The organism is Pseudomonas parakoreensis (assembly GCF_021602155.1).
Classification (GTDB): domain Bacteria; phylum Pseudomonadota; class Gammaproteobacteria; order Pseudomonadales; family Pseudomonadaceae; genus Aquipseudomonas; species Aquipseudomonas parakoreensis.
The window spans coordinates 140,028-163,228 of record NZ_BQHY01000010.1 but is presented as its reverse complement, the minus strand read 5'-3'; the positions used below and the strand labels follow the sequence as shown (position 1 = coordinate 163,228).

Sequence of the window (23,201 nt, the reverse complement as noted above, 5' to 3'; positions counted from 1 at the left end):
CGGTGATTCAGCGCAAGTGCGCAAGATTGTTCAAGCCACGAAGGGGCATTTGCTGGCAGAGTCTGCGACCGTTTCCTCGGTTGAAGAGCGTTATGTCTGACTCACTTATGCCGCGCCGTGCGTTTCTTCGCGGCGCTGCGGCGATCATGCCGTTATCGTTGGCGACGGCGCCGTGGGGGCTGCTCGCCGGCTCCATGGCGATCGAAGCCAATCTCACTCCGCTGCAGGGGCAGGGCCTGTCGAGCATTGTGTTCGCGGGCGCTGCGCAACTGGTGGCGATCGGCATGCTCAAGGGCGGTGCCGGGATTTTCTCGATTCTGCTGACCACACTGCTGCTGACCTCGCAGCACCTGTTGTACGGAATGAGCATGCGCTCGGTGATCTCGCCGCTGCCCGGGCGCTGGCGCATCGGTCTGGGCTTTTTGCTCACCGATGAACTGTTTGCCCTGACCAGCCAGCATGACCGCCAGCAGTTCAATCGCTGGTATGCCTTGGGCGTCGGTCTGACGTTCTACATCGCATGGAACCTGTTCACCCTGGCCGGCATCGTCCTGGGCAGCAGTATTCCGGGGCTTGAGCATCTGGGCCTGGACTTCTCGATTGCCGCCACTTTCATCGCATTGATCACCCCGGTGGTGCGTAACGTGCCGACCGTGGTTTGCGTGGCGGTGTCGCTGTTCTGCTCGGTGCTGTTCAGCTATTGGCAATGGGGCTCGGCACTGGTGCTGTCGGGGCTGGCCGGGATGACCGCAGGATTTGTCTGCAACAAGTTGTATCGGGGGCGCACATGATGGTCTGGGCAGTGATTGTCGGCATGGGGATTCTGGTGTTCCTCAACCGCTACGTGTTTCTCGAACCGCGCCTGCCATTGCGTTTGAGCAGCAACGCGCGGCAGTTTCTCGGGTTTGCCGTACCGGGAATGTTGACGGCGATCTGCGGACCAATCGTGTTCATGCCGGACAAACAGTTGAATGTGCAGTGGGATAATCCGTATTTGCTGAGTTCGCTGGTTGCGATCGGCTTGGTGCTGTACACCCGCAATACGTTGCTCAGCATGCTTTTAAGCATGGCGTTTTTCTTTTTGTTGCGCTGGTGGTTGTAAGTTGACGGGGAAAAACTGTTCTACGCTTATTGGATGATTATTGTCGACGAGGCGAAGTTCACATGACGACCGAGCAGAAGCGTCCGGATGAAAACCAGGCAGTAGACGACGAAGTGGACGAACCGAGCGAAGAGGAAATCGAGCGCGAGAAACGCAAGGAACAGACGTGGAAGCACGACGATGACAAGGAACTCACCGGGCCCGACGTGAAATTCTGACAGCCCCATGCAAAAAGCCCCGCAGCAGCGGGGCTTTTTGTTGTTTCACAGGTCTTCCAGGTGCGGGAAGTCCGGATGTGACGCCCGATAGCCCAGCGTCTTGTCGATCCACGCATTGAGCTCATTGACCATCACCGGTGGGTGGCCGGGATAGCCTTCGAGCGTGGTGCGCAGAATACGTTCGATGTCCGGCACTGAACGCAGGTTTCGGGTCTTGATGTAGTGGCCGATAAAACAGTCGAGTTGAAAGCGTTCTGTCATGGACAGATAAATACACTCCAGGCCGTTGGCCTGTTTGATTGCAAAATCGTCGCGCAACTTAGTTCTCTGCAAGGCTTGGTAAAAGTTGTAGGGGATTCCTGGTTTGTTGACTCTTTGGTCAACTGGTATGCCAATTGGAAATGCGGCGCGCATGCTATCCGTAGTGCATCTAAATGTATGTATGACGGTTGAAATGTCAGACAAGCGGTTAAATCGCTCAAACGACTGTTTTTTTGAAGCTGTTTCAGCGATGAAACACCAGCTGTAAAGATCGAGTGTCACCTGTAATCACCTGTAGGAGCTGCCGCAGGCTGCGATCTTTTGATCTTGCTTTTAAAAAATTAAAAATCAAAAGATCGCAGCCTGCGGCAGCTCCTACAGGGTAAACGCGTGAGATCACGGATCTTTAAGCCACTTCTTCAATCAGCCCGGCGTCCTGATTGCGCGAATTGCCGACCGCTTTGCCGACTTTGTGCCAGGCAAATGCCTCGCTGGCTTCACCTTCGAACAGCAGCATCTGCTCGGCACGTTCCGCCGGTGTTGCCGGGTCGAGCCACTCGGCAGCCAGCTCCGGGCGAAAAACCACCGGTCGGCGATCATGGATATCGAGCAGGCCGCCGACACTGTCGGCGGTGATGATCACGAAACCATCGTCGTCCCGGGCGTCGTTGCCGGGTGTCGGAAACTGGCCGATGGCCGCACAGAACACCGGCCCGTGATCGGCACGCCGGATCAGCCACGGCTGTCGGGTATTATCCGGGCCGTCGACCCATTCGAACCAGTTGTCGACCGGCACGATCAACCGATGACGCCAGATCGCCCGGAAGAAGGGGCCATGGGCGACTTTTTCCACACGGGCGTTGATCGGCGCCGCGCGGTCCCTGGCCCAGTGCGGACGCCAGCCCCAGCGCAGGTTGTCGGCATACAGGCGTTGATCATATTGATGAAGAATGGCAAGAGACGTGGTCGGCGCCGCGTTGTAGCGCTCCAGCGCAGCGTCGCCGACGTGATTGATCAGCGCATCGGGAATGCTCAGCACCGCGACAAAGTCGTGAATGCCACGGTACTGCGAGAGTCTTCCGCACATGCGCTGAATCTCCGGTTGCACGCTTTCAGCTTAGTTGGCTCTGGCCAATCAATCCTGCGCCGCCTGACCGGTGAACGTGTCGCGCCAGACCAGCCAGCGACGCTCCAGCAGCGCGAGCACACCATCGCTGAGTTTGCCAAGCACGGCGAGCACGATGATCGCTGCCAGCACGATGTCCGGTCGCGAGGTCTCGCGGCCGTCGCTGAGCAGATAACCGAGGCCTTTGGTCGCGGCGATCAGCTCGGCGGCCACCAGAAACATCCACGCCAGACTCATGCCGCTGCGCAGCCCGGTGAACAGGCCGGGCAGGGCGGCCGGCAACAGAATCCGCCGTACCAGTTGCAGGCGGCTGAAGCCATAGATGCGCCCGACCTCGACCAGTTTGCGATCGATGTTGCGAATCGCCGCGACCACGTTGACGTACACCGGAAAGAACGCGCCGATGGCGATCAACACGATTTTCGAGGTTTCAGCGATGCCCAGCCACAGCAGCAACAGCGGCACCCAGGCCAGACTCGGAATCGAACGCAGCGCGGCGAACGTCGGTTCCAGATACGCCTCGGCCTCACGACTGAGGCCGACCCAGGCGGCGAACACCAGTGCCAGGCTGGCGCCAATTGCAAACCCGAGCAACACGCGGATCAGGCTGGCGCCGATGTGTCTCCACAGCGCGCCTTCGGCGAGGTCGGTGAGGGTCAGGGCGATCTCGCTGGGGGCCGGCATTTGGTAGGACGGCAGCCAGCCGAGACGCACGATGAACTCCAGGACGACTACGATCAGCAGCGGCAGGGCCAGACCTTTCAGGCGCCGTCGCCATGTCGGGTTGAGGGATGACGCTCGCGGCCTCGACAAGCGCCGAGGAGGAGCGGGCAGTTCATTACTGCGAGTGGTCATACGTGGGCTCCGCTCACAGCGAATCCGCAGCGGACGCGGATGGGCTGTGAGTCTGGTCGGTTACTGGCGGGCGATGGCTTGCTGCACACCACTGTCGAGCAACTGATCGATGACTTGATCGACATTCACCCCACGCCGCACCAGTTCCTCGGACACCAGAATCGGTGCCGCCGCCTTGGACGCCTGCACGTCGTTGGCGGTCAGTTGCGGGCTGCTCAAGTCGGTGCGCGACAACTGCAGTTTGGCCACGTCCAGCGGCAGGCCGGACTCTTTGGCCAGCAACGCGGCAAACTCCTCAGGATTTTTCAGCGCCCATTCGCGCGCCTGCTCGTAGGCTTTGATCACCGTGTCGATGGTGTGCGGATGCTCCTTGGCGTACTGCTCGGTGACGCTGACCACGCCATAACTGTTGAACGCCGGGTTGCGGTATAGCAGACGCGAACCGGCCTGCACCTGACTGGCGGCCATGTGCGGATCGAGTCCGGCCCAGGCGTCGACGTCGCCTTTTTCCAGCGCGGTGCGCCCGTCCGGATGTTGCAGGTGCACCAGTTCCACGTCGTCTTTTTTCAGCCCGGCCTGTTGCAGGCTGCGCAGGGTGAACAGGTAAGGATCGGTGCCCTTGGTGGCGGCGATTTTCTTGCCTTTGAGGTCGGCGACGCTCTGGTACGGCGAATCCTTGCGCACCACCAGCGCAGTCCATTCGGCGCGGCTGTAGACGTACACCGATTTGATCGGGCTGCCATTGGCGCGGCTCAGCACTGCAGCAAGGCTGGCGCTGGAGGCGAAATCGACGCCGCCGCTATTCAGATACTCCAGCGAACGGTTACTGCCCTGGCTGAGTACCCAACTGACTTTGGTCTGCGGCAGGGCTTTTTCGAGGAAGCCGAAATGCTTGAGCACCAGGCTGACCGGTGAGTAGTAGGCGTAGTCCAGATGAACTTCGGCGGGCGCCTCGGTGGCGTGAGCCAGCGGCTGCAGGCTTAGCGCCATGGCGCTGGCAACCAGCAGCGTTTTGAGGCGGAAAAACGGGAAGAAGGATGTCATGGCGGCGCTCCGGCAAAGGCACTGTTTTTATGTCCAAAAATATATTTCTAGTGGCTGCTTCCTGCATGAATGGAATATTGCAGGCTCTGTGCCATGTGCGTATCAGCCAATGTTTACGGGGTTTTCGCCGGGTTTGACGGCTTTCAACTGTTGCTGGGACAACACGCTGGTATCGCACTGTTGCGCAGCGAACAGTGAGCATTCGGTGTACTGAGCTTATGCATTAATCGAATTTAAGAAGCGCCGATCAAGAGCGTTATCGTCTATGGAAAATCCCATTGCAGGACCCGCCATGAAGCTCTCCAAATTCTTGCGTATCACACTGATTGCTGGACTGTTCAGCGCACCGCTTTCCTACGCCGCCGAGTCGTTGGTCCTGCACGTCGGTGATCAGAACTACTACAACATCCGCGCCTCCATCGAGGCCTCCGGCGTGTTGAAAGACGCGCCGTACAGCGTCGACTGGAAACATTTCCAGGCCGCTGCACCACTGGTCGAGGCGTTGCAGACCGGCTCGCTGGATCTGGGCTTTCTCGGTGATTCGGGTTTTCTGTTTCTCGCTGCCAAACAGGCGCCGGTGAAGCTGATCGGGGTATCGCGGCAGAACCCGGACACCATCGCCTTGCTGGTGCCGAAAGATTCGCCGGTAAAAACCATTGCTGATCTGAAGGGTAAAAAAGTCGCCTACTGGCCCGGCGCCTGGAGCCAGCAGCTGACCTTGCGCGCCCTGGAGCAGGGCGGTCTGCCGGAAAATTACGTCGACTTCGTCAAGTTGATGCCGATTGATGCGGCAGCGGCATTGCCACAGGGCAGCATCGACGCGTTCCCGGTGTGGGAACCGTACATCTCCCAGCAAATCGTGTTCTCCGGTGCGCGGCCGATTCTCACCGCGAAAAACCTGATGCCGGGCCTCAGCGCGATTGCCGCGTCGGCGCCGTCGATCGACAGCAAACGTGCCGCGATTGCCGATTTTCTCGGGCGTTTGAAACGGGCGCGGGCCTGGGTCGACAGCCACACCGATGAATATGCGGATCTGTGGGCGAAGAAGGCCAATCTCGATCAGCAGGTGTCGCGGCACTGGTTGCGCCAGGCGCACATGAGCGTCGGGCCGGTGGATCGACAGGCCGCCGCCGACCTGCAAAGCACTGCCGACTTTCTGTTCAAGGTCAAGGCCTTGCCGGCGCCGCTGGCCACTGCCGGGATCATCGACACCTCGTTTCAACAGGCATTGGCGGACTGAGCGAGCGCTGGAACCAAAGCCTGTGTACCCTATCCAACGCTGGCTCGAATAGCCGGGCACAGGGATGGATCAGGGCGAGGGAGTTTTTTTGCCGGACGACAACAGGACCGCAACGGTCAGGCGCAAGGCAAAACATGAAATACGCGTTCAATCTTCTCTGCGCAGCGGCCATCGCGTTCGGGCTGGCCGGCTGCATTGCCGCGCCGATCGAGATGACCGCGCAGACCGAAACCCGGCTCAATGCCCAGGCGCCGGTACGGTTTCTGCTGACGTTCGATGACGGCCCCAGCGCTTCAAGCTTGTGGAACCCGTCGGCGACGGTGCTCGACAGCCTCAAGGACAACCCGGTACAACCGGACATCAAAGCGGTGTTCTTCGTCCAGACCCGCGCGCCCCGCGCCGGCAACAGTGAGATTGGGCGCGGCATCATGCGACGCGAATACGCCGAAGGGCACATCCTCGGATTCCACACCGCCACCCATTGGCACACCAACCATCGCTCGCTTGATCCGCAAGAGCTGGAGCAGTCGTTGAGCAACGGCACCGCGGATATCGCCGCGATCACCGGCGCTGCGCCGATCCTGCTGCGTCCGCCCTTCTGGAATTATGACAAGCGCACCTTCGCTGCCTATCAGCAACACGGACTGCATGTGTTGCTGACCGATTTGAGCGCCAACGACGGCAAGATCTGGGGCTTCAACGCCAGCCCCCGACGTCGGGCGAATATGCTGCGCCAGCTATCGGAGGTCCGCGAGCGCATTGCCCGCGGCGAATTACCAACCGTGGACGGCGTCATTCCGGTGGTGGTGACCTTTCATGATCTCAACCGTTACACCGCGCGACATACTCGCGAATACCTGCAGATCCTCCTCGACAGCGCCGCCGCCACGGGCGTAAGGCTGGCGGACAAAGCGTTCTACGATGATCACGCGGCGCTGCAGAAAGCGGCGCTGGCGCGAACGGTTCAGCAAAGTTCGCAGCCGGTGCAGTTGCCGGGCATCTGGAACTGGATCTGGGACCACGACGCGCACTGAGGCGGGGTCAAATATGTGAGCGGGTTGGCAATTGCCGGGGCGGCAGGTTGCTGGCGGCTCATCTATGCTCATCGGGTCGACCGACTCAACGCCTGTGAGGCGTGTACCCATGTTAGCCATTGCCGACATCTGCCGGATTGTCGAGTCCGGCTTTCCGTCGCTTGAATGCGAATGCACACAAGTGGAGCAGGGACTGCTGCGGATCAAGGTTTATGAGCCTGACTCCGGGCGAGTCGAGTTGTTGCTCAATGGGGTTTCGCCGGAGCATCTGGTGACGATCCGCGATCTTTCCAACTTCATCGGCGAATTGCGCACGGAAATCAGCGCCGGGCGCCGGGCGTTTGCCGGTTGAAACCTCACAAGCGTCGTTGAAATGCCTGCACGATGCGCAAGGTCGCGTCGCTGGTGGGCAGATTCTGCACGGCGTCCAGCGGATGCCAGATGCATTCGACGATCTCGTTTTGCGGGCGCAACTGTTCAAGGTCGAGCACCGAAGCCTCGTAGACATGATGCTGGGTGCTGCCGCTGTGCAGTTCCATCAGATACAACATGTGTTCGGCATCCAGTGCCGTTTCTTCCAGCAGCTCGCGCGTCGCCGCCCCGGCTCTGGTTTCCCCAGGCTCGACCTTGCCGCCGGGCAATGTCCAGCGACAGCGGGGTTTGCGGACCAGGAGAACGTGTCGATCCTGCTCGCAAATGACGGTTGCGCGTACTTTCATCTCTTACCTGTTTGTAGCGTGTCACATAAATGAAATAAAACTGCAATATTCGAGCCGGGCCGGGATTCAAAGGTTCCGTCAAGGTTTTGAGCGTGTAGCGCGGCGGAAAGTGCCAGAGCTTTGGCACATGACTGTCGCGACACCCGGTCGGCACATCCGTGGCAACAGGGTGTAAGGTAAAAACGCAGAGCTGAAACCACCGTCAGCAAAAAGGAGGTACCCATGAGCATTCCTGTTCTGAACAAAATGCACATGAACGGCTACGACGTACTCAGCGTGAACAACGGTCCATGGCGGGTTTGTACCCAAGGCGACCGGCTGGCATCGTTTGGTAGCAGAGAGGAAGCGCTGGCCTATGCCGCTGCGTTGCCGGGTTACAGACAACGCTCGGTGCGAGCGCGAAGTCACACTGCAAATTGAAGCAAACGTAACGAAAGAGCCCCGGTGATGACCGGGGCTTTTATTGAGGGCAGGGGGATCAGTGAACCTTGATCCGGCTGATGGAGCGCGTTTTCACTTCCTTGGCATAGGACTGCAAGCGTTCTTCATCACTTTGCAGCACCTCACAAGACCTCAGCACCGCTTGGGCATCCGCTTCGTTGCCGCTCTTGCGCAGCTGTTCGGCGATACGCTTGAGGTCGACTGCCGACCATCTCAGATCCGATGCAACGGCTTGCAGGTCGCGTTGAAGTTCGTGTTCGTATTCATTGAGCCGCATGATCACCTCCGGAACATTCTCGGTAAAACAGAGTAGCCGCATTTTTCAGCGATGATGCGCAGCTCGTCTGCCACCGGGCTGGATGCATGTAAATATTTGTCCAATCCCCCTTGTGGGCGAGGCGTCGCGCTGGATGTACATCCGGTTACACGTTACATTCGCTTTTTTTTCAAAACAGGGAAACACCATGCGGATATGGATCGGGAGTCTGGCGTTGGCATTGCTGGCGGGTTGCTCATTGCCAGCATCGCTGGTTCCGGGCGAGCCGAATCTCAGCAAGACCACCACCAAGGCGCCTAAAGACTATGCCGCGTGCTTGTTGCCGTTGTGGCAGCAGGACATTCCGAAAACCACACAGACCGCGATTTCCAATGGTTACCGGATCACGGCACCGAGCATCGTCACCGCCGACGAGATTCTTGACATCATCAAGTACAAGGACGGCAGCCGGGTTTCCCTGTATCAGGGACCGCCCTGGGCCAAGTCCGGGTCGTTGCGCAAATCGGTGCGTGACTGCCTGTAAAACACGGCCTCAGCTGCAAAAAACGCCGCCAGAAAAGCAGAAACCGGAGCAACGGTTTCTGCTTTTTTGCTTTGTGAATTTGCGAAACGCGTTGTGACAGATCGGCACGAGGCATTTGCCAGTGTGCGCTAGGCTTTTGAGTGCCGCCCGGTAACCAGTGGGGCATGCCTTTCAAGGAGCCACGGATCATGGATGATCTGGTCAAAGAAGTTATTCCGTTGTTGCAGTATCTGATTCCCGGATTTGTCTCGACCTGGATTTTCTACACGCTCACTTCATTCAAGCGGCCTGATACGTTTGGGCAGATTGTGCAGGCGTTGATTTTTACGTTTGTGATTCATGGGGTGGTGTTGGGGATCGGCGCTATTGGGCTATGGGTAGGCTCGAAAGGCTTTTCTGTAGGGAAATGGGATGGCAAAGCCCAAGCTTTGTGGGCGTTTATGGTTTCAATGGGGCTCGGCTTGTTGTCGTGTGCTTTGGCTTCGAATGACAAATTGCACAAATGGTTACGAAGTAAAAATGTAACGAATAAAAACTCTTACCCGAGCGAGTGGTACAGCACCTTTGCGCGTCACAATAGGCTGGTAACGCTGCATTTGACCGATGAAAGGCGATTGTTCGGCTGGCCCGTCGAGTGGCCTTCCGGCCCATTGGAGGGGCAGTTCATCATGCTGAATCCAGGCTGGCTGGGTGAGGATGGCGTGGCGTTGCCTTTTGGCGCCGAATTATTAGTGATAGATTCCTCGAAAGTTCAGTGGGTCGAATTCAGTGCTGTCGAAGAGGTTTCATCATGAGCGCAAAAGAGCCTACTCCCATGCCGCCTGGCGTCAGGCGCCTCTTTTATGGCCCGGACGGCAAGCTGCTGGCCAAGCCCCTCGTCAAAGGGCCGAGTGCGCCGCCACCGCTAAAACGCCAGTACCGGGATTGACCAAGCGCCGCTCATTGAGCGGCGTTTCGTTATGTTTGGTATTAATTTCCGGTCAGAGCGTATCCACCAACCAGTCCCTGAACGCTTTCAGTGACGGTAACGCCTCATTGCGCGGTGGATACACCAGGTAATAGCTGCGCCGGCTGGTGATCGGCTCCCCCAATTGCAGCAACTCGCCGTTGAGCAATTCATCCTCCACCAGAATCCGTGGCACCAGCCCCACGCCGATATTCGCCCGTACCGCCTGAATCAGGTGCGAGGTCATTTCAAAGCTCGGGCCGATGCGCATGCTGCGGTGTGGCAACCCATGATGGGCGAACCATTCCGCCCACGCCTGGGCATTGCTGCTGACATTGAGCAGCAACTGCCCCGCGATGTGCTGTTCGGCGTCGTCGCGTTCGATCGGCGACAACTGCGCGCTGGCGATCACCACCAGTTCCTCAGTGTGCAGTGCCAGGGCGCTGAGCCCCGGCCATTCACCGCCGCCGACACAGATCGCGGCGTCGATTTCGCTGGTGTCGAAGTCGATTGCTTCAATGCGCGAATGCAAGTGCACGGTCATGCCCGGGTGCGCGGTGTAGAAGTCCTTGAGTCGCGGCAGCAGCCATTTCGAGCCGAAGGTTGGCAGCGTCGCCAGACGCAAACTGTGAATGCCCGAACCGAACGCCATGGCCTGCAACGTCGCGCTGCGGATCTGCCCGAGGGCTTCGGCCAGTTCGCGCTGATACATGCGCCCGACATCGGTGAGCACCACTTGCCGGCCTTCGCGGCTGAACAGGCGCATGCCGAGCATCTTTTCCAGAATCTGCACCTGACGGCTGACCGCGCTTTGCGTCAGCGACAGTTCGTGGGCGGCGCGGGTGTAGCTTTCATGGCGTGCAGCGGCCTCGAAGGCCAGCAATAACGACATGGAAGGGGTGAGGGTTCGCGGATTCATTCGTTTTAGTCATGGATTGCGGGTCGATTTTACGTTTGTCCCGACGGCGCCAAGCAATGAACATAAGCACCATGAGATGGCGGGAGCGTGACGCAATCATTCATTGCGCACAACTGTTCACCGCCACACGGCCCGATATTGACCGAGATTTCCCGACCGATGATTGCCCAGCTGTCGCCCGCCACCGCATTGACCACGGATTACCAACAGTTCCTCAAAGCCCTGAAAACCAGTGGCTTTCGTGGTGAGATCAGTGCCGATTACGCCAGCCGCGTAGTGCTCGCCACCGACAATTCGATCTATCAGCGCCTGCCGCAAGCGGCGGTGTTTCCGATGGATGCCGAGGATGTGGCACGGGTCGCTCGGCTGATCGCCGAGCCGGCTTATCAGCAAGTGGTGATCACCCCGCGCGGCGGCGGCACTGGCACCAACGGTCAGTCGCTGACCGATGGCATCGTCGTCGACCTGTCGCGCCACATGAACCGCATCTTGGAAATCAACGTCGAGCAGCGCTGGGTGCGGGTGCAGGCCGGGGTGGTCAAGGATCAGCTCAACGCCGCACTGAAATCCGCCGGGCTGTTTTTCGCCCCGGAGCTGTCGACCTCCAACCGCGCCACTGTCGGTGGCATGATCAACACCGACGCCAGCGGCCAGGGCAGTTGCACCTACGGCAAGACCCGCGACCACGTACTGGAACTCGACATGATTCTGCGCGGCGGTGAACGCCTGCACGGTGCAGCGCTGGCGGAGGACGACCTGACAGCGTTGTGTGCCCGTCAAGACCGGGTCGGTGAAGTCTATCGTTGTGCGCGGCAGATCATTGATGAGCAGGGTGAGCTGATCAAGCAACGCTTTCCTGATCTCAACCGCTGCCTGACCGGCTACGACCTGGCGCACCTGCGTGAGGCCGACAATCGTTTCAACCTCAACAGCGTGCTGTGCGGCGCCGAAGGCTCGCTGGGGTTTGTGGTCGAGGCGAAGCTCAACGTTCTGCCGATCCCCAAACACACGATGCTGGTGAACATTCGCTACGCCGGCTTCATGGATGCGTTGCGCGATGCCCGGGCGCTGATGGCGCTCAAGCCGCTGTCGATTGAAACCGTGGATTCCAAGGTGTTGCTGCTGGCGATGCAGGACATCGTCTGGCACGGCGTCGCCGAATATTTCCCGGAAAGCGCCGAGCGGCCGACACTGGGGATCAACCTGGTGGAGTTCTGCGGTGACGATCCTGAAGATCTGCAACGCCGGGTCGAAGCCTTCCTCGAACACTTGAGCAGCGACACCACCGTCGAACGCCTCGGCCATACCCTGGCGGTCGGCCAGGCGGCGGTGAACAAGGTCTATGGCATGCGCAAGCGCGCCGTCGGCCTGCTCGGCAACGTTGCCGGCGAAGCGCGGCCGCAGCCGTTTGTCGAGGACACCGCAGTGCCACCGCAGCACTTGGCCGAATACATCGCTGAACTGCGCGAACTGCTCGACAGCCACGGTTTGCAGTACGGTATGTTCGGCCATGTCGATGCCGGCGTGCTGCATGTGCGGCCGATTCTCGACATGAAGGATCCGCAGCAAGCGGCGTTGGTGCGTCCGGTGTCCGACGGTGTCGCTGCGCTGACCCAGCGCTACGGCGGCCTGTTGTGGGGTGAACACGGCAAAGGCCTGCGCTCGGAATACGCGCCGGCATTTTTCGGTGAGCTGTACCCGGCGTTGCAGGCGCTCAAAGCCGCGTTCGACCCGTTCAACCAGTTCAACCCGGGAAAGATCGCCACGCCGGCCAACACCCACGCGCAGCTGTTGAAGATCGACGAAGTGACCCTGCGCGGCGAACTCGACCGGCAGATCGACGAAAAGGTCTGGCAAAGCTACGGCGCAGCCATGCATTGCAACGGCAACGGCGCCTGCTACAACTTCGATCCCGACGACGCCATGTGCCCGTCGTGGAAGGCTACCCGCGAGCGTGCGCAATCGCCCAAGGGCCGCGCGTCGTTGATCCGCGAATGGCTGCGCTTGCAGGGCGAGGCGGGGGTGGATGTGCTGTCTGATGCGATTCGTCGTCCGGCGTTTTTCCGCAACCTGTGGACCCGTTGGCGCAACAGCCGTGGGCAGAGTGCAGACTTTTCCCATGAAGTGTATGACGCCATGGCCGGCTGCCTGGCGTGCAAATCCTGCGCGGGGCAGTGCCCGGTCAAGGTCAATGTGCCGGAGTTTCGTTCGCGGTTTCTGGAGCTGTATCACAGCCGTTATCTGCGCCCGGCGCGGGATTATCTGATTGCTTCGCTGGAGTACAGCATTCCATACATGGCGCGGATTCCGGCGCTGTACAACGGTTTGATGGGCGCTTCATTCGTGCGCCAACAGTTGGAGCGTCTAGGTGGCATGGTCGACGTGCCGTTGCTCAGCCGCTTTGATTTTCACGCTGCGCTGCGCCGCTGGAAGGTGCAGCCTGCGACGGTCTCGACACTGTCGGCGCTGACCCCGGCCCAGCGCGAGCGCAGTGTGGTCTTGGTGCAGGATGCCTTCACTCGTTACTTCGAGGCGCCGCTGCTGGCGGATCTGCTGGAACTGATTTCGCGGCTGGGCTATCAGGTGTATCTGGCGCCGTTCAGTGCCAACGGCAAGCCGCTGCATGTGCAGGGCTTCCTGTCAGCGTTCAACCGTGCAGCATTGCGCAATGCCCGACAACTGCGTGAGCTGGCCGATATCGGCGTGCCGTTGTTGGGGCTGGATCCGGCCATGACGCTGGTCTATCGCCAGGAATACCAGAAAGTGCCCGGCATGCTGGAGTGCCCGGAAGTTGCACTGGTGCAGGAGTGGTTGCTCAAGGTGATGCCGGAGCAGGCTGGTGGCGACGTGCCGCAGTCATTCCGGCTGCTGGCGCACTGCACCGAGAAAACCAACGCGCCGGCCGCCACTCGCCAGTGGGAACAGGTCTTCGAACGGGCCGGGTTGAAACTGGCGACACAGGCGACCGGTTGCTGCGGGATGTCCGGCACCTATGGCCATGAAGCGCGCAACCGTGAAACCTCGGCGGTGATCTACGAGCAATCGTGGGCGCGGCAGGTCGAGGCACCGGCGGAGCAGGGCGAAGCACTGGCCACCGGTTATTCCTGCCGCAGTCAGGTCAAGCGCCAGTCGGATCGGGCGCTGCGCCATCCGTTGCAGGTGTTGCTTGAGGTGGTACGTCGCTGAGTGGTTCGTCGTCCGGGGCGTTGTCCCAGATCAGCCGCGGGTCGAAGCTCATCGCGGAAAACATGGTGAACACCACCACCATGCCGAAAAACAGGATGCCCGGGCGGGGTTCGATATCGCCCAGCGCCTGGAACTTCACCAGCGCCGCGACCAGGGCGACCACCAGCACGTCGAGCATCGACCAGTAGCCGATCAGCTCGACGAAACGGTACAGCTTCGAACGTTCGCGGCGCGCCCAGTCGCTGTTGCGCTGCACGGTGATCAGCAGCAGCGACAGGGCAACGAACTTGATCCCCGGCACCGCGATGCTGGCGATGAAAATGATCAGCGCGATGTCCCACGCGCCACCTTCCCAGAACTCCAGCACGCCGCTCATGATCGTGCTGTCGGCACCGTTGCCGAGCATCACCGTGTTCATCACTGGCAGCAGGTTGGCCGGCACGTAAAACGCCAGCGCGGCAAACAGATAGGCCCAGGTGCGCGTCAGGGAATTGGTCTTGCGCCGATGCAGCGGTGCATCGCAGCGCGGGCATTCGTGCGGTTCATCGGTCATGTCGCAAGCCAGCCCGCAGCTGTGGCACAGGCACAGATTCAATTCGCTGGCGGTCGCCGGTCGCTTCATAAAATGTCCCACAGATCACGAATGTCGCGGCCGGCAATGCGGATCATCATCAGACTCAGCACCGCCAGGGCGAACAGGCCGATGCCCGGCAATACATCCAGCAGTCCGGCGAGTTTGAACACCGCCACCATCGCCCCCAGCAGACACACTTCGAGCATGCTCCACGGGCGCAGGGTTTCCAGCCAGCGCATGCACAGCTTGAATCCCGGTGCCCGCCGTGAAGACAGTGCGTAACTCAGCACCCAGATCAACAGCACCAGTTGAAAGGCCGGGGCGATGATGATCGAAATCGCCGCGACCATCGCCATGAACGTGATCGGCCCCTGACTCAACGCCAGCACCGAATCCCACAGCGTCGCGCTGTTCTTCAGGCCCTTCATGCTGATGCTCATCACCGGGTAGAAATTGGCGAACAGCCACAGCATGGCGGCGGTGAACGTCAAGGCCAGCCGCTGTTCGACGGTCAAGCCGTTATAACGCTGCAGCACGCCGCCACAACGCACGCAGAGGGTTTTCTGGTGTTTGCCGAGCACGACTTTTTCATACACGCAATCGCAATGCTCGCAGATGATCAGGTGTTCGGTTGAAGTCATGGGCAACGCTCGACAGCTGGCGCAAAGGGCAGGGGGCGCCTGATCACTATAGAAGCCTGACGTGATTGGGCAAATGTCGATTGGCTTGGGAATCGACTTTTTATGTTATAGAGTAACGCACTTTTAAGTTGAGGCTCGCCGTTGCGACCCCTGATTCATTGACTCGATGGCGAAATGTCCATGACGATTACCTGTGCTCGCTCCAACCCGCCGCCGACCGGTCGCTTGCTGTCCATTGATGCCTTGAGAGGTCTGGTGATCCTGTTCATGTTGCTGGATCACGTGCGTGAGACGTTCCTGTTGCATCGTCAGGTGTCCGATCCGATGGATATCGCCAGCACTGAGCCGGCGTTGTTTTTCAGTCGCACCTTGGCGCATCTGTGCGCACCGGTGTTCGTGTTGCTGACCGGGTTGTCTGCGTGGCTGTTCGGTGAAAAGTACGCGGGCAAGGCCGATGTCAGTGCCTTCCTGTTCAAGCGGGGGCTGTTTCTGGTGCTGCTGGAATTCACCTTGGTGAACGTCGCGTGGACGTTTCAGTTACCGCCGAGCGTGATCTATCTGCAGGTGATCTGGGCGATTGGCCTGAGCATGATCGCGCTGTCGCTGCTGGTCTGGTTGCCGCGCTGGCTGTTGCTGACGCTGAGCCTGGCGATCATTGCCGGGCATAACCTGCTCGACGGTGTGCATTTCGCGCGGGAGTCGGCACTGCATGTGCCATGGGCGATCCTGCATGACCGGGGCTGGATCGAGGTCGGGGACAGTCTGCGCTTGCGCACTTCGTATCCGCTGTTGCCGTGGATCGGCGTGATCGGTCTGGGTTATGCGCTGGGCCCGTGGTTCGCCCGCGGGGCTGATGCCTGGAGCCGTCAGCAGGCTCTGTTACTGGGCGGTATCGCCGGTCTGCTGGGCTTCTTCGGGCTGCGGCTGATCAACGCTTATGGCGAAAAGCCTTGGACGGTTGAAGACACGACCGTGCAAACGCTGATGGCGTTTTTCAACATCACCAAGTACCCGCCATCGCTGCTGTTCATCACCCTGACGGTGAGCATCGGATTGCTGTTATTGCGGGTGTTCGAACGGCAGCAGACGCGCCGCTGGATTCGCTGGCTGACGGTTTTCGGTTCGGCGCCGATGTTCTTCTATCTGCTGCACCTGTACGTGCTGAAGGTGCTTTACCTGATGGCGCTGGCGCTGTTCGGACTGAATCAGGGCAGCCATTTCGGATTCGACTCGGTGCCGGCAATCTGGCTGGTGTCGGTGCTGTTGGCGGTGGCTCTGTACCCCGCGGTGCATTGGTTTTCCGCGTTGAAATCGCGGCGCCGTGATATCGCCTGGCTGAAGTATCTGTAAGCCCTGGGGTCATTGCGCTCGCGCAATCAACGCACGACGTAAAACCCTGTAGGAGCTGTCGAGTGAAACGAGGCTGCGATCTTTTGATTTTGATCTGGAAAATCAAAATCAAGAGATCGCAGCGTGCCGAAGCTCCTACAGGGGGCGGTGTTATTTTCGATCCAGCCACACCGTCTGCGCGTTGCAGAACTCTCGCACGCCGAAGTGCGAGAGCTCGCGACCGAAACCGCTTTTCTTCACGCCGCCGAAGGTCACGCGCGGGTCGCTGGCGGAGTAACCGTTGATGAACACGCCGCCGGTGTCCAGTTCGCTGGTCAGTTGCTGAGCCAGTTGCACGTTGGCGGTGTAGATCGTGGCGGTCAGGCCGAAGTCGCTGTCGTTGGCCAGGGCCACGGCGTGGGCGCAATCGCGGGCGGTGATGATCGATGCGACCGGGCCGAACAGCTCCTGTTTGAACGAGGTCATGCGGTCGGTGACATCGGCCAGCACGGTCGGCTCGTAGTAGTTGCCCGGGCCTTGGGCCTTGCCACCGCCGAGCAGCAGGGTCGCGCCTTCTTCGAGGGTGTCGCGCACTTGCTGGTCGAGTTCGTCACGCAGATCGAAACGTGCCATCGGGCCGATATAGGTGTCAGCGGACAGCGGATCGCCGACTTTCAGTTGACGCGTGGCCTCGACAAATTTGCGGGTGAATGCCTCGACCACGCCTTCTTCAATGATCAGACGCTTGGCCGCTGCGCAAACCTGACCGGAGTTCTGGTAGCGACCGATGACGGCAGCCTGCACGGCCTCATCCAGATCAGCATCATTGAGCACGATGAACGGGTCGGAACCGCCCAGTTCCAGCACGCATTTTTTCAGTGCGGCACCGGCCTGAGCGCCGATGGCCATGCCGGCGCGCACGCTGCCGGTCAGGGTCACGGCGGCGATGCGCGGGTCGGCGATGGCGGTCGAAACGCCTTCGGGAGTGACGTTGATCACTTCAAACACGCCGTCCGTGAAGCCGGCGCTCTTGAAGGCATCGCGCAGAAGGTAGGCGCTGCCCATCACGTTCGGCGCATGTTTGAGCACGTAAGTATTGCCGGCGATCAGCGCCGGTACCGCGCCGCGCAGCACTTGCCAGATCGGGAAGTTCCACGGCATCACCGCGAGGATCGGGCCCAGCGGACGGTACTCGATTCGCGCTTTGCCACCCTCGACCTGAGTCGGTTCGGCGCTGAGCATGGCCGGACCGTTTTCGGCGTACCACTCGCAAAGCTTGGCGCACTTTTCGATTTCGCCACGGGCCTGGGCGATGGGCTTGCCCATTTCCTGGGTGATCATGGTTGCCATGGCTTCGGCGCTGTCGCGCAGGGCGCCGGCGAGGGCGGTCAGGGCGCGGGAGCGATCCTGCAGCGGCTTGCGTTTCCATTTCGAGAAACCGAATGCGGCGCGGGTCAGCGCAGCGTCGAGGGCCTCAGCGGATTCAAAGGCGTAGTGACCGATCTGTTCGCCGGTGGCGGGGTTGATCGAGATGGCGTGGGTCTGGCTGGAAATCTGGCTCATGGCTGGCTCCTGCGAGTTCAGTGGATGGGCCTAGAGTAGGGTGGTGTTTGTTTTCTGGAAACTGAATAATAAAGATCGATTCTTTCACGATTGGAGAATGACTGTGGATCTGGTGCAACTGGAAATCTTCAAGGCCGTTGCCGAGCACGGCAGCATCAGTGCGGCGGCGACGCAGATACATCGCGTGCCGTCGAACCTGACCACGCGGATCAAACAGCTGGAGCAGGACCTGGGCGTCGACCTGTTCATTCGCGAGAAAAGCCGTCTGCGCCTGTCGCCGGCTGGCTGGAGTTTCCTCGAATACGCCCGGCGCATTCTCGATCTGGTGCAGGAGGCGCGGGCCACGGTCGCCGGTGAAGAGCCGCAGGGTGCATTCCCCCTCGGTTCGCTGGAAAGCACCGCCGCAGTACGCATTCCCGAACTGCTCGCGGCGTACAACCAGTTGCATCCCAAGGTCGATCTGGACCTGTCCACCGGCCCGTCCGGAACGATGATCGATGGCGTGCTGGCCGGGCGCTTGGCGGCGGCGTTCGTCGATGGCCCGGTGCTGCACCCGGCGCTGGAAGGCGTGCCGGCGTTCGAAGAGGAAATGGTCATCATCGCACCGCTCAATCACGCCCCGGTGCAGCGTGCGGCGGATGTGAATGGCGAAAACATTTACGCGTTCCGCTCCAACTGTTCCTACCGGCACCACTTCGAAAAATGGTTCAGTACCGACGCCGCTGTGCCGGGCAAGATCTTCGAGATGGAGTCGTATCACGGCATGCTCGCCTGCGTCAGCGCCGGTGCCGGGTTGGCGCTGATGCCGCGCAAAATGTTGCAGAGCATGCCCGGCAGCGCGACGGTCAGCGTCTGGCCGCTGGCGGCGGATTTTCGCTACTTGACCACTTGGCTGGTGTGGCGCCGGGGTACGGTGTCGCGCAGTTTGAGCATGTTTGTACGTTTGCTGGAGGAGCGCGGCGTGGTGCGTGCAGAAGAGTAATTGACACGTTGTGTCATGGCTGTATCTTGATCGGCGTTTCGCAATATAAAAAACTATACAGCGTAGCCATGAGGAACAAGCAAATGAGTGCAGCCCTGAGCGGTAAAGAAGCAGTCGGTGAGCGGTTTGTACTGGAAACCATGCGTCATGCGCAGGACCTGACCTGGCAGGCCGTCGATGCCATCGCCCAGGTGATCAAGCCCGGCATGCGCGAATCCGCAGCCCAGGAGCAGGGCAAGCAGATCCTCGCCGGACTGGGCATGGACCGCATCTGGCATCCGCTGCTGATCCGCTTTGGCGCCAATACCCTGAAGACCTTCAAGCAACGCTCCGATGGCGATCCGGTGCTGGGTGAAAACGACATTTTCTTCATCGACATGGGCGTGGTCTGGCAGGGGCACGAAGGCGATGCCGGGGCGACGTTCACCACCGGTTCCGATCCGGAAATGATGGCTTGCGCGGCGGCGGCCAAGGAGCTGTTCCACCGGGTCGAAGCGTTCTGGCGCCAAGGCGTGTCCGGGGTCGAGTTGTACCGCTACGCCACCGATCAGGCCAACGCCATGGGTTGGGTACTTCATCTCGATATCAAGGGCCACCGCGTCAGCGACTTCCCTCACGCGATTTACAAAGGCGGCAATCTCGGTGATTTCGACCAGGCGCCGAATGCCGGTGTGTGGATTCTGGAAATCCAGATTGCCCACCCGCAGCGCCCGTTCGGCGCGTTTTATGAAGATCTGCTGATTTGATCGTCACGGCGTACCGTTCCTGCCATACAGGCGAAAGCCTTCGCGTTGGCTCAGACGCTCGTAATACGCCCTGACGGCGGCATAGTCCGGATGTGCGAGCGGCGTTTCGAACCAGCGGTTGACCGACAGCCCAATGGGGATATCGGCAAGGGAAAACTGTTCGCCACTGACATAGGCGCCAGTCTTCTGTAATTGCTGATCGAGGATGCCCATGGTCTTCGACCACTGTTCGACGCCGTTGGCCAACGCGCTGCGGTCCTGGTGATCCACTGACTTACGCACCAGCGACAGGAACGCATACGACCACGAACGGTTCAGCTCCGACGCCTGCCAGTCGAGCCACTGATCGACCCGCGCGCGAGTTCGCGGCGCGGTGGGGTAGAGGCCTGCGCCGGCATAGGTGTTGGCCAGATAACGAATGATGGTGTTCGATTCCCACAACGTGAAATCGCCGTCCTCAATCACCGGCACCATGGCGCAGGGGTTGAGGGCGAGAAATTCCGGCGTGTCGGTGGATTTGAAGCCCGAGCCCCAATCCTCACGTTCGAACGGGATCTGCAGTTCGGCACAGGTCCACAGCACTTTGCGCACGTTGATCGATGACGCCTTGCCCAGAATTCGCAGCATGAGTTTTCCCTTTCTCGTGGTCACCTGGAGACGCTCAACAAATACCACACCACAACGCAGAAGGCCCGCACAGCAGCGGGCCTTCTTTTTGCCGCGAATCAAATTCAGAGACTGCCTGCCAGTTTGCCGCCGGTCATCCGCCGCCGGTAGGCGCTGTCACGATTGGCCAGCCAGAAGTACAGCGGCGAGGTCACCAGCAGCCCCACCAGCCACGACAGATCCGCGCCGTTGATATGCGCCGACACCGGGCCGACGTACAGCGGGGTGTTCATGAACGGGATCTGCACCGCGATGCCGATCGCGTAGGCCAGCAACGCTTGCGGGTTGTAGCGTCCGTAGATACCGCCGTCGACCTGAAAGATCGACTGGATGTCGTACTGGCCCTTGTGGATGGCGTAGAAGTCGATCAGGTTGATCGCGGTCCACGGCACCAGGACCACCAGCAGCACCAGCACCATGTCGACGAAGTGCCCGATGAAGTCCTTCGAGGCGCCGACGGCGGCGAAGCAGCAGGCCAGCAGCACGATGATCGAGATCACCGCACGGCTCTTGGCGGTCGGAATCCAGCGGTAGGCGAAGGTCTGCACCAGGGTAATCAGCGACAGCACGGCGCCGTACAGGTTGAGGGCGTTGTGGCTGATCACGCTGAGCAGGAACAGCACCAGCATCAGCGGACCAATCGAGCCGGTGGCAAGTTTGACCGCATCCATGGTGTCCATGCCCACGGGCGTTGCCAGCACGGCAACGGCACCGAAGATGAACGCCAGGCTCGAGCCGAGCGCCGAACCCAGATAGGTGGTCCAGAATGTCGACGAGACTTTCACGTCCGCCGGCAAGTAACGCGAGTAGTCGGACACGTACGGGGCAAACGCGATCTGCCACAGCGCGGCGAGCGACACGGTGGCGAGCCAGCCGGAGAGGTTGAAGCTGCCGCGGGTGAGGAAGTCATCGGTCTGGATATGGGTGAAGATGTAGCCGAAACCGACGACGATGCCGATCCCCAGCACCCAGGTACCGATGCGGTTGAGCACGTGGATGAAGCGGTAACCGATGATGCCGATGATTCCCGAACCGAGGGCGCCGATGACGATGCCGACCGGCACCGGCACGCTATCGACCACGCCGTGCAGCGACTTGCCGGCCAGCACGATGTTGGAGGCGAAGAAGCCGATGTACATGACCCCGGCAATCAGCACCACCAGCAGCGCGCCGAGCGAGCCGAATTGCGCGCGGCTCTGGATCATCTGCGGAATGCCCATCTGCGGGCCTTGCGCCGAGTGCAGTGCCATCAGCACGCCGCCGACCAGGTGACCGACCAGAATCGCGACGATGCCCCAGACCAGGTTCAAGTGGAACAACTGCACGCCCAGCGCGCCGGTGACGATGGGCAACGGCGCGATGTTGCCGCCGAACCACAGCGTGAACAGATCCCTGACCTTTCCGTGGCGATCTTCGGGGGGCACGTATCCTATCGTGTGTTTTTCAATGAGCGGGGCGGACGTTGTTGCAGAGGTGGACATGACGAACTCCAAGGCAAGGATGAGTACGTGGACGTACTTCGATAAGCGCCGACACGAACGGCGCATTTCTTGTTGAAGCGATCATGTGCAAAGGCCCGGGATAGATAAATTAGTAAGTTTGTTGCTTCAGACCTTAAAAAATATATGCCGCGTGTAATGCGTAGCTCCGGTATGTTCAGGCTTCACTCTTTTCTGGATTTACACAGTTTTGTGGTGAGGGGATTTATCCCCGATGGGCTGCGAAGCGGCCCCTCTTTTGACTTTAGAAACAGGGGCCGCTTCGCGCCCCATCGGGGATAAATCCCCTCACCACAGAACCCCCTGACTACAGATAAATGTCCTGACAACAGATAAATCCCCTCACCACAAAAGCGTTGTCTCACGTGCAGAGGTTTTATATGGCCGCCTACAACCTGCGCCAGCTCAAGTACTTCGTCACCACCGCCGACTGCGGCAGCGTGGCCGAAGCCTCGCGCAAGCTCTATATCGCCCAGCCGTCGGTATCGACCGCGATCAAGCATCTGGAAGAAAGCTTCGGTGTGCAGCTGTTCATCCGCCATCACGCCCAAGGCGTGTCGCTGACGCCCAGTGGCTCGCGGTTTTATCGCAAGGCGCTGGAGTTGCTGCGGGTGGCGCATGAGTTCGAGCAGAACGCGCTGGCGGACAACGACGTGGTTTCCGGGCAGATCGATATCGGCTGTTTCGAAACCGTCGCGCCGTTGTACCTGCCGCGCCTGATCGCCGGGTTCAAGCAGCGTTGGCCGGGGGTGGAAATTCGCATTCGCGATGGTGAGCAACAGGAGCTGGTGCAGGCGCTGACCGCCGGCAGCATCGATGTCGCGATGCTGTTCGAGCACGACCTCGACAGCACCATCGACACCACCTCGCTGATGCCCCCGCAGCAGCCTTACGCCTTGCTGCCGGCCGACCACCGCTTTGCGCAACAGACGAAAGTCTCGCTGCACGATCTGGTGCTGGAGCCGATGATCCTGCTCGACGTGGTGCCGAGCCGTACCTACTTCGTGAGCATCTTCGAAGAGCGCGGACTGACCCCGCACATCGTTTTCAGCTCACCGTCGATCGAGATGGTGCGCGGCATGGTCGGGCGCGGTTTCGGCTTTTCGATTCTGGTGACCCGGCCGTTCGGCGAGTACACCTACGACGGACAGAAAGTGGTGTGCGTGCCGCTGGCGGAAACCGTGACCGGCTCGGGCCTGTCAGCCGCCTGGCTGCGCCGGGTGCAACTGACCAAACCGGTGCAGTTGTTCGTCGATCACTGTCGGGAGGAATTGGCTCGACTGTACGCCTGAGCGTACGTCGAGCCGTGT

Annotated in this window: 26 protein-coding genes; 14 read left to right on the top strand and 12 right to left on the bottom strand. The window is 60.2% G+C overall.

The genetic code is table 11. The features are described 5' to 3' along the window. Positions 1-92 precede the first annotated feature (92 nt). From L6D63_RS17425 to L6D63_RS17415, 3 genes are all read left to right on the top strand, one after another. On the top strand, positions 93-791 hold the full coding sequence (locus L6D63_RS17425; RefSeq protein ID WP_027612977.1) for an AzlC family ABC transporter permease: 699 nt from the start codon (positions 93-95) through the stop codon (positions 789-791). Further along, entirely contained in the window at positions 791-1,102 is a 312-nt protein-coding gene (locus tag L6D63_RS17420; protein ID WP_177327894.1) for an AzlD domain-containing protein, read from the top strand. Before L6D63_RS17425 ends, L6D63_RS17420 begins: the two co-directional genes overlap by 1 nt. A 62-nt stretch (positions 1,103-1,164) precedes the next feature. Continuing rightward, on the top strand, positions 1,165-1,320 hold the full coding sequence (locus L6D63_RS17415; protein WP_174376867.1) for a hypothetical protein: 156 nt from the start codon (positions 1,165-1,167) through the stop codon (positions 1,318-1,320). 45 nt (positions 1,321-1,365) lie between these two features. Here L6D63_RS17415 and L6D63_RS17410 read toward each other — a convergent pair whose 3' ends face one another. The 4 genes from L6D63_RS17410 to L6D63_RS17395 all read right to left on the bottom strand — a co-directional run bounded on the left by L6D63_RS17410 (position 1,366) and on the right by L6D63_RS17395 (position 4,606). Further along, on the bottom strand, positions 1,366-1,638 hold the full coding sequence (locus L6D63_RS17410; protein ID WP_047294946.1) for a hypothetical protein: 273 nt from the start codon (positions 1,636-1,638) through the stop codon (positions 1,366-1,368). Between the two features lie 349 nt (positions 1,639-1,987). Further along, positions 1,988-2,668, bottom strand: a complete 681-nt coding sequence (locus L6D63_RS17405; RefSeq protein ID WP_236170362.1) for an SOS response-associated peptidase — start codon at positions 2,666-2,668, stop codon at positions 1,988-1,990. Between the two features lie 48 nt (positions 2,669-2,716). Next, positions 2,717-3,562, bottom strand: a complete 846-nt coding sequence (locus L6D63_RS17400; protein ID WP_131670201.1) for an ABC transporter permease — start codon at positions 3,560-3,562, stop codon at positions 2,717-2,719. A 60-nt stretch (positions 3,563-3,622) separates the two neighbouring features. After that, the gene (locus tag L6D63_RS17395; protein WP_131670202.1) at positions 3,623-4,606 is read right to left on the bottom strand and encodes an aliphatic sulfonate ABC transporter substrate-binding protein; all 984 of its coding nucleotides are present in this window, start codon (positions 4,604-4,606) and stop codon (positions 3,623-3,625) included. Positions 4,607-4,898: 292 nt separating this feature from the next. On the opposite strand from L6D63_RS17395, the gene L6D63_RS17390 reads away from it, so the two are divergent. The 3 genes from L6D63_RS17390 (at position 4,899) to L6D63_RS17380 (ending at position 7,232) form a co-directional block, all read left to right on the top strand. Next, positions 4,899-5,846 (top strand): ABC transporter substrate-binding protein, encoded by a 948-nt coding sequence (locus tag L6D63_RS17390; protein WP_131670203.1) that lies wholly within the window; start codon positions 4,899-4,901, stop codon positions 5,844-5,846. A 134-nt stretch (positions 5,847-5,980) separates the two neighbouring features. Beyond that, positions 5,981-6,880 (top strand): polysaccharide deacetylase family protein, encoded by a 900-nt coding sequence (locus L6D63_RS17385; RefSeq protein WP_131670204.1) that lies wholly within the window; start codon positions 5,981-5,983, stop codon positions 6,878-6,880. 109 nt (positions 6,881-6,989) lie between these two features. Then, positions 6,990-7,232, top strand: a complete 243-nt coding sequence (locus L6D63_RS17380) for a DUF1652 domain-containing protein (protein ID WP_041062828.1) — start codon at positions 6,990-6,992, stop codon at positions 7,230-7,232. Between the two features lie 4 nt (positions 7,233-7,236). Here the strand turns inward: L6D63_RS17380 and L6D63_RS17375 are convergent, their stop codons facing one another. Continuing rightward, positions 7,237-7,599 carry an NUDIX hydrolase gene (locus L6D63_RS17375; RefSeq protein WP_131670205.1) on the bottom strand — a complete coding sequence of 121 codons (363 nt, stop codon included), beginning with the start codon at positions 7,597-7,599 and terminating at the stop codon, positions 7,237-7,239. Positions 7,600-7,821: 222 nt separating this feature from the next. On the opposite strand from L6D63_RS17375, the gene L6D63_RS17370 reads away from it, so the two are divergent. Continuing rightward, a complete protein-coding gene (locus tag L6D63_RS17370; protein WP_080963287.1) occupies positions 7,822-8,019 on the top strand; it encodes a DUF2188 domain-containing protein in 198 nt (65 codons plus the stop codon). A 58-nt stretch (positions 8,020-8,077) separates the two neighbouring features. Here L6D63_RS17370 and L6D63_RS17365 read toward each other — a convergent pair whose 3' ends face one another. After that, on the bottom strand, positions 8,078-8,317 hold the full coding sequence (locus tag L6D63_RS17365) for a hypothetical protein (protein ID WP_041062819.1): 240 nt from the start codon (positions 8,315-8,317) through the stop codon (positions 8,078-8,080). A 187-nt stretch (positions 8,318-8,504) separates the two neighbouring features. Between L6D63_RS17365 and L6D63_RS17360 the strand changes: the two genes are divergently transcribed. Continuing rightward, complete coding sequence (locus L6D63_RS17360) at positions 8,505-8,840, top strand: hypothetical protein (RefSeq protein ID WP_041062809.1); 336 nt, start codon at positions 8,505-8,507, stop codon at positions 8,838-8,840. Positions 8,841-9,028: 188 nt separating this feature from the next. After that, positions 9,029-9,634, top strand: a complete 606-nt coding sequence (locus tag L6D63_RS17355) for a DUF6338 family protein (RefSeq protein WP_131670206.1) — start codon at positions 9,029-9,031, stop codon at positions 9,632-9,634. Positions 9,635-9,820: 186 nt separating this feature from the next. Here L6D63_RS17355 and L6D63_RS17350 read toward each other — a convergent pair whose 3' ends face one another. Beyond that, positions 9,821-10,705 carry a LysR substrate-binding domain-containing protein gene (locus tag L6D63_RS17350; RefSeq protein ID WP_131670207.1) on the bottom strand — a complete coding sequence of 295 codons (885 nt, stop codon included), beginning with the start codon at positions 10,703-10,705 and terminating at the stop codon, positions 9,821-9,823. Between the two features lie 159 nt (positions 10,706-10,864). Here L6D63_RS17350 and ydiJ point away from each other — a divergent pair, with 159 nt between their 5' ends. After that, positions 10,865-13,891 (top strand): D-2-hydroxyglutarate dehydrogenase YdiJ, encoded by a 3,027-nt coding sequence (gene ydiJ / locus L6D63_RS17345; RefSeq protein WP_131670516.1) that lies wholly within the window; start codon positions 10,865-10,867, stop codon positions 13,889-13,891. Here the strand turns inward: ydiJ and L6D63_RS17340 are convergent. Together L6D63_RS17340 and L6D63_RS17335 are read right to left on the bottom strand one after the other, a co-directional pair. Further along, complete coding sequence (locus L6D63_RS17340; protein WP_047294924.1) at positions 13,824-14,513, bottom strand: paraquat-inducible protein A; 690 nt, start codon at positions 14,511-14,513, stop codon at positions 13,824-13,826. The two genes, ydiJ and L6D63_RS17340, sit on opposite strands and share 68 nt — an antisense overlap. Continuing rightward, positions 14,510-15,106, bottom strand: a complete 597-nt coding sequence (locus tag L6D63_RS17335) for a paraquat-inducible protein A (protein WP_041062800.1) — start codon at positions 15,104-15,106, stop codon at positions 14,510-14,512. The genes L6D63_RS17340 and L6D63_RS17335 overlap by 4 nt, the downstream gene beginning before the upstream one ends. A 180-nt stretch (positions 15,107-15,286) precedes the next feature. Here L6D63_RS17335 and L6D63_RS17330 point away from each other — a divergent pair, with 180 nt between their 5' ends. Next, positions 15,287-16,456, top strand: coding sequence for an acetyltransferase domain-containing protein (locus tag L6D63_RS17330; RefSeq protein WP_131670208.1), 1,170 nt, complete (start codon positions 15,287-15,289; stop codon positions 16,454-16,456). Positions 16,457-16,606: 150 nt separating this feature from the next. Here the strand turns inward: L6D63_RS17330 and L6D63_RS17325 are convergent, their stop codons facing one another. Continuing rightward, a complete protein-coding gene (locus tag L6D63_RS17325) occupies positions 16,607-17,998 on the bottom strand; it encodes an aldehyde dehydrogenase family protein (protein ID WP_131670209.1) in 1,392 nt (463 codons plus the stop codon). A 103-nt stretch (positions 17,999-18,101) separates the two neighbouring features. On the opposite strand from L6D63_RS17325, the gene ptrR reads away from it, so the two are divergent. Both ptrR and L6D63_RS17315 read left to right on the top strand, forming a co-directional pair. Continuing rightward, a complete protein-coding gene (ptrR, locus tag L6D63_RS17320) occupies positions 18,102-18,980 on the top strand; it encodes a putrescine utilization regulator PtrR (protein ID WP_047295115.1) in 879 nt (292 codons plus the stop codon). Between the two features lie 83 nt (positions 18,981-19,063). Next, a complete protein-coding gene (locus tag L6D63_RS17315) occupies positions 19,064-19,726 on the top strand; it encodes a M24 family metallopeptidase (protein ID WP_095666857.1) in 663 nt (220 codons plus the stop codon). Between the two features lie 3 nt (positions 19,727-19,729). Here L6D63_RS17315 and L6D63_RS17310 read toward each other — a convergent pair whose 3' ends face one another. Both L6D63_RS17310 and L6D63_RS17305 read right to left on the bottom strand, forming a co-directional pair. Beyond that, positions 19,730-20,353 (bottom strand): glutathione S-transferase family protein, encoded by a 624-nt coding sequence (locus tag L6D63_RS17310; RefSeq protein ID WP_047294916.1) that lies wholly within the window; start codon positions 20,351-20,353, stop codon positions 19,730-19,732. 104 nt (positions 20,354-20,457) lie between these two features. Further along, on the bottom strand, positions 20,458-21,873 hold the full coding sequence (locus tag L6D63_RS17305) for a purine-cytosine permease family protein (protein ID WP_047294914.1): 1,416 nt from the start codon (positions 21,871-21,873) through the stop codon (positions 20,458-20,460). A gap of 398 nt (positions 21,874-22,271) precedes the next feature. Here L6D63_RS17305 and L6D63_RS17300 point away from each other — a divergent pair, with 398 nt between their 5' ends. Continuing rightward, complete coding sequence (locus tag L6D63_RS17300; RefSeq protein WP_121184942.1) at positions 22,272-23,183, top strand: LysR family transcriptional regulator; 912 nt, start codon at positions 22,272-22,274, stop codon at positions 23,181-23,183. Positions 23,184-23,201: the final 18 nt, after the last annotated feature.

What these genes read in the sequence shown, in the direction of transcription:
- L6D63_RS17425 (WP_027612977.1), top strand. Translation starts at nt 93, where the DNA reads ATGTCTGACTCACTTATGCCGCGCCGTGCGTTTCTTCGCGGCGCTGCG.
- L6D63_RS17420 (WP_177327894.1), top strand. Translation starts at nt 791, where the DNA reads ATGGTCTGGGCAGTGATTGTCGGCATGGGGATTCTGGTGTTCCTCAAC.
- L6D63_RS17415 (WP_174376867.1), top strand. Translation starts at nt 1,165, where the DNA reads ATGACGACCGAGCAGAAGCGTCCGGATGAAAACCAGGCAGTAGACGAC.
- L6D63_RS17405 (WP_236170362.1), bottom strand. Translation starts at nt 2,668, where the DNA reads ATGTGCGGAAGACTCTCGCAGTACCGTGGCATTCACGACTTTGTCGCG.
- L6D63_RS17400 (WP_131670201.1), bottom strand. Translation starts at nt 3,562, where the DNA reads ATGACCACTCGCAGTAATGAACTGCCCGCTCCTCCTCGGCGCTTGTCG.
- L6D63_RS17395 (WP_131670202.1), bottom strand. Translation starts at nt 4,606, where the DNA reads ATGACATCCTTCTTCCCGTTTTTCCGCCTCAAAACGCTGCTGGTTGCC.
- L6D63_RS17390 (WP_131670203.1), top strand. Translation starts at nt 4,899, where the DNA reads ATGAAGCTCTCCAAATTCTTGCGTATCACACTGATTGCTGGACTGTTC.
- L6D63_RS17385 (WP_131670204.1), top strand. Translation starts at nt 5,981, where the DNA reads ATGAAATACGCGTTCAATCTTCTCTGCGCAGCGGCCATCGCGTTCGGG.
- L6D63_RS17380 (WP_041062828.1), top strand. Translation starts at nt 6,990, where the DNA reads ATGTTAGCCATTGCCGACATCTGCCGGATTGTCGAGTCCGGCTTTCCG.
- L6D63_RS17375 (WP_131670205.1), bottom strand. Translation starts at nt 7,599, where the DNA reads ATGAAAGTACGCGCAACCGTCATTTGCGAGCAGGATCGACACGTTCTC.
- L6D63_RS17370 (WP_080963287.1), top strand. Translation starts at nt 7,822, where the DNA reads ATGAGCATTCCTGTTCTGAACAAAATGCACATGAACGGCTACGACGTA.
- L6D63_RS17365 (WP_041062819.1), bottom strand. Translation starts at nt 8,317, where the DNA reads ATGCGGCTCAATGAATACGAACACGAACTTCAACGCGACCTGCAAGCC.
- L6D63_RS17360 (WP_041062809.1), top strand. Translation starts at nt 8,505, where the DNA reads ATGCGGATATGGATCGGGAGTCTGGCGTTGGCATTGCTGGCGGGTTGC.
- L6D63_RS17355 (WP_131670206.1), top strand. Translation starts at nt 9,029, where the DNA reads ATGGATGATCTGGTCAAAGAAGTTATTCCGTTGTTGCAGTATCTGATT.
- L6D63_RS17350 (WP_131670207.1), bottom strand. Translation starts at nt 10,705, where the DNA reads ATGAATCCGCGAACCCTCACCCCTTCCATGTCGTTATTGCTGGCCTTC.
- ydiJ (WP_131670516.1), top strand. Translation starts at nt 10,865, where the DNA reads ATGATTGCCCAGCTGTCGCCCGCCACCGCATTGACCACGGATTACCAA.
- L6D63_RS17340 (WP_047294924.1), bottom strand. Translation starts at nt 14,513, where the DNA reads ATGAAGCGACCGGCGACCGCCAGCGAATTGAATCTGTGCCTGTGCCAC.
- L6D63_RS17335 (WP_041062800.1), bottom strand. Translation starts at nt 15,106, where the DNA reads ATGACTTCAACCGAACACCTGATCATCTGCGAGCATTGCGATTGCGTG.
- L6D63_RS17330 (WP_131670208.1), top strand. Translation starts at nt 15,287, where the DNA reads ATGACGATTACCTGTGCTCGCTCCAACCCGCCGCCGACCGGTCGCTTG.
- L6D63_RS17325 (WP_131670209.1), bottom strand. Translation starts at nt 17,998, where the DNA reads ATGAGCCAGATTTCCAGCCAGACCCACGCCATCTCGATCAACCCCGCC.
- L6D63_RS17315 (WP_095666857.1), top strand. Translation starts at nt 19,064, where the DNA reads ATGAGTGCAGCCCTGAGCGGTAAAGAAGCAGTCGGTGAGCGGTTTGTA.
- L6D63_RS17310 (WP_047294916.1), bottom strand. Translation starts at nt 20,353, where the DNA reads ATGCTGCGAATTCTGGGCAAGGCGTCATCGATCAACGTGCGCAAAGTG.
- L6D63_RS17305 (WP_047294914.1), bottom strand. Translation starts at nt 21,873, where the DNA reads ATGTCCACCTCTGCAACAACGTCCGCCCCGCTCATTGAAAAACACACG.
- L6D63_RS17300 (WP_121184942.1), top strand. Translation starts at nt 22,272, where the DNA reads ATGGCCGCCTACAACCTGCGCCAGCTCAAGTACTTCGTCACCACCGCC.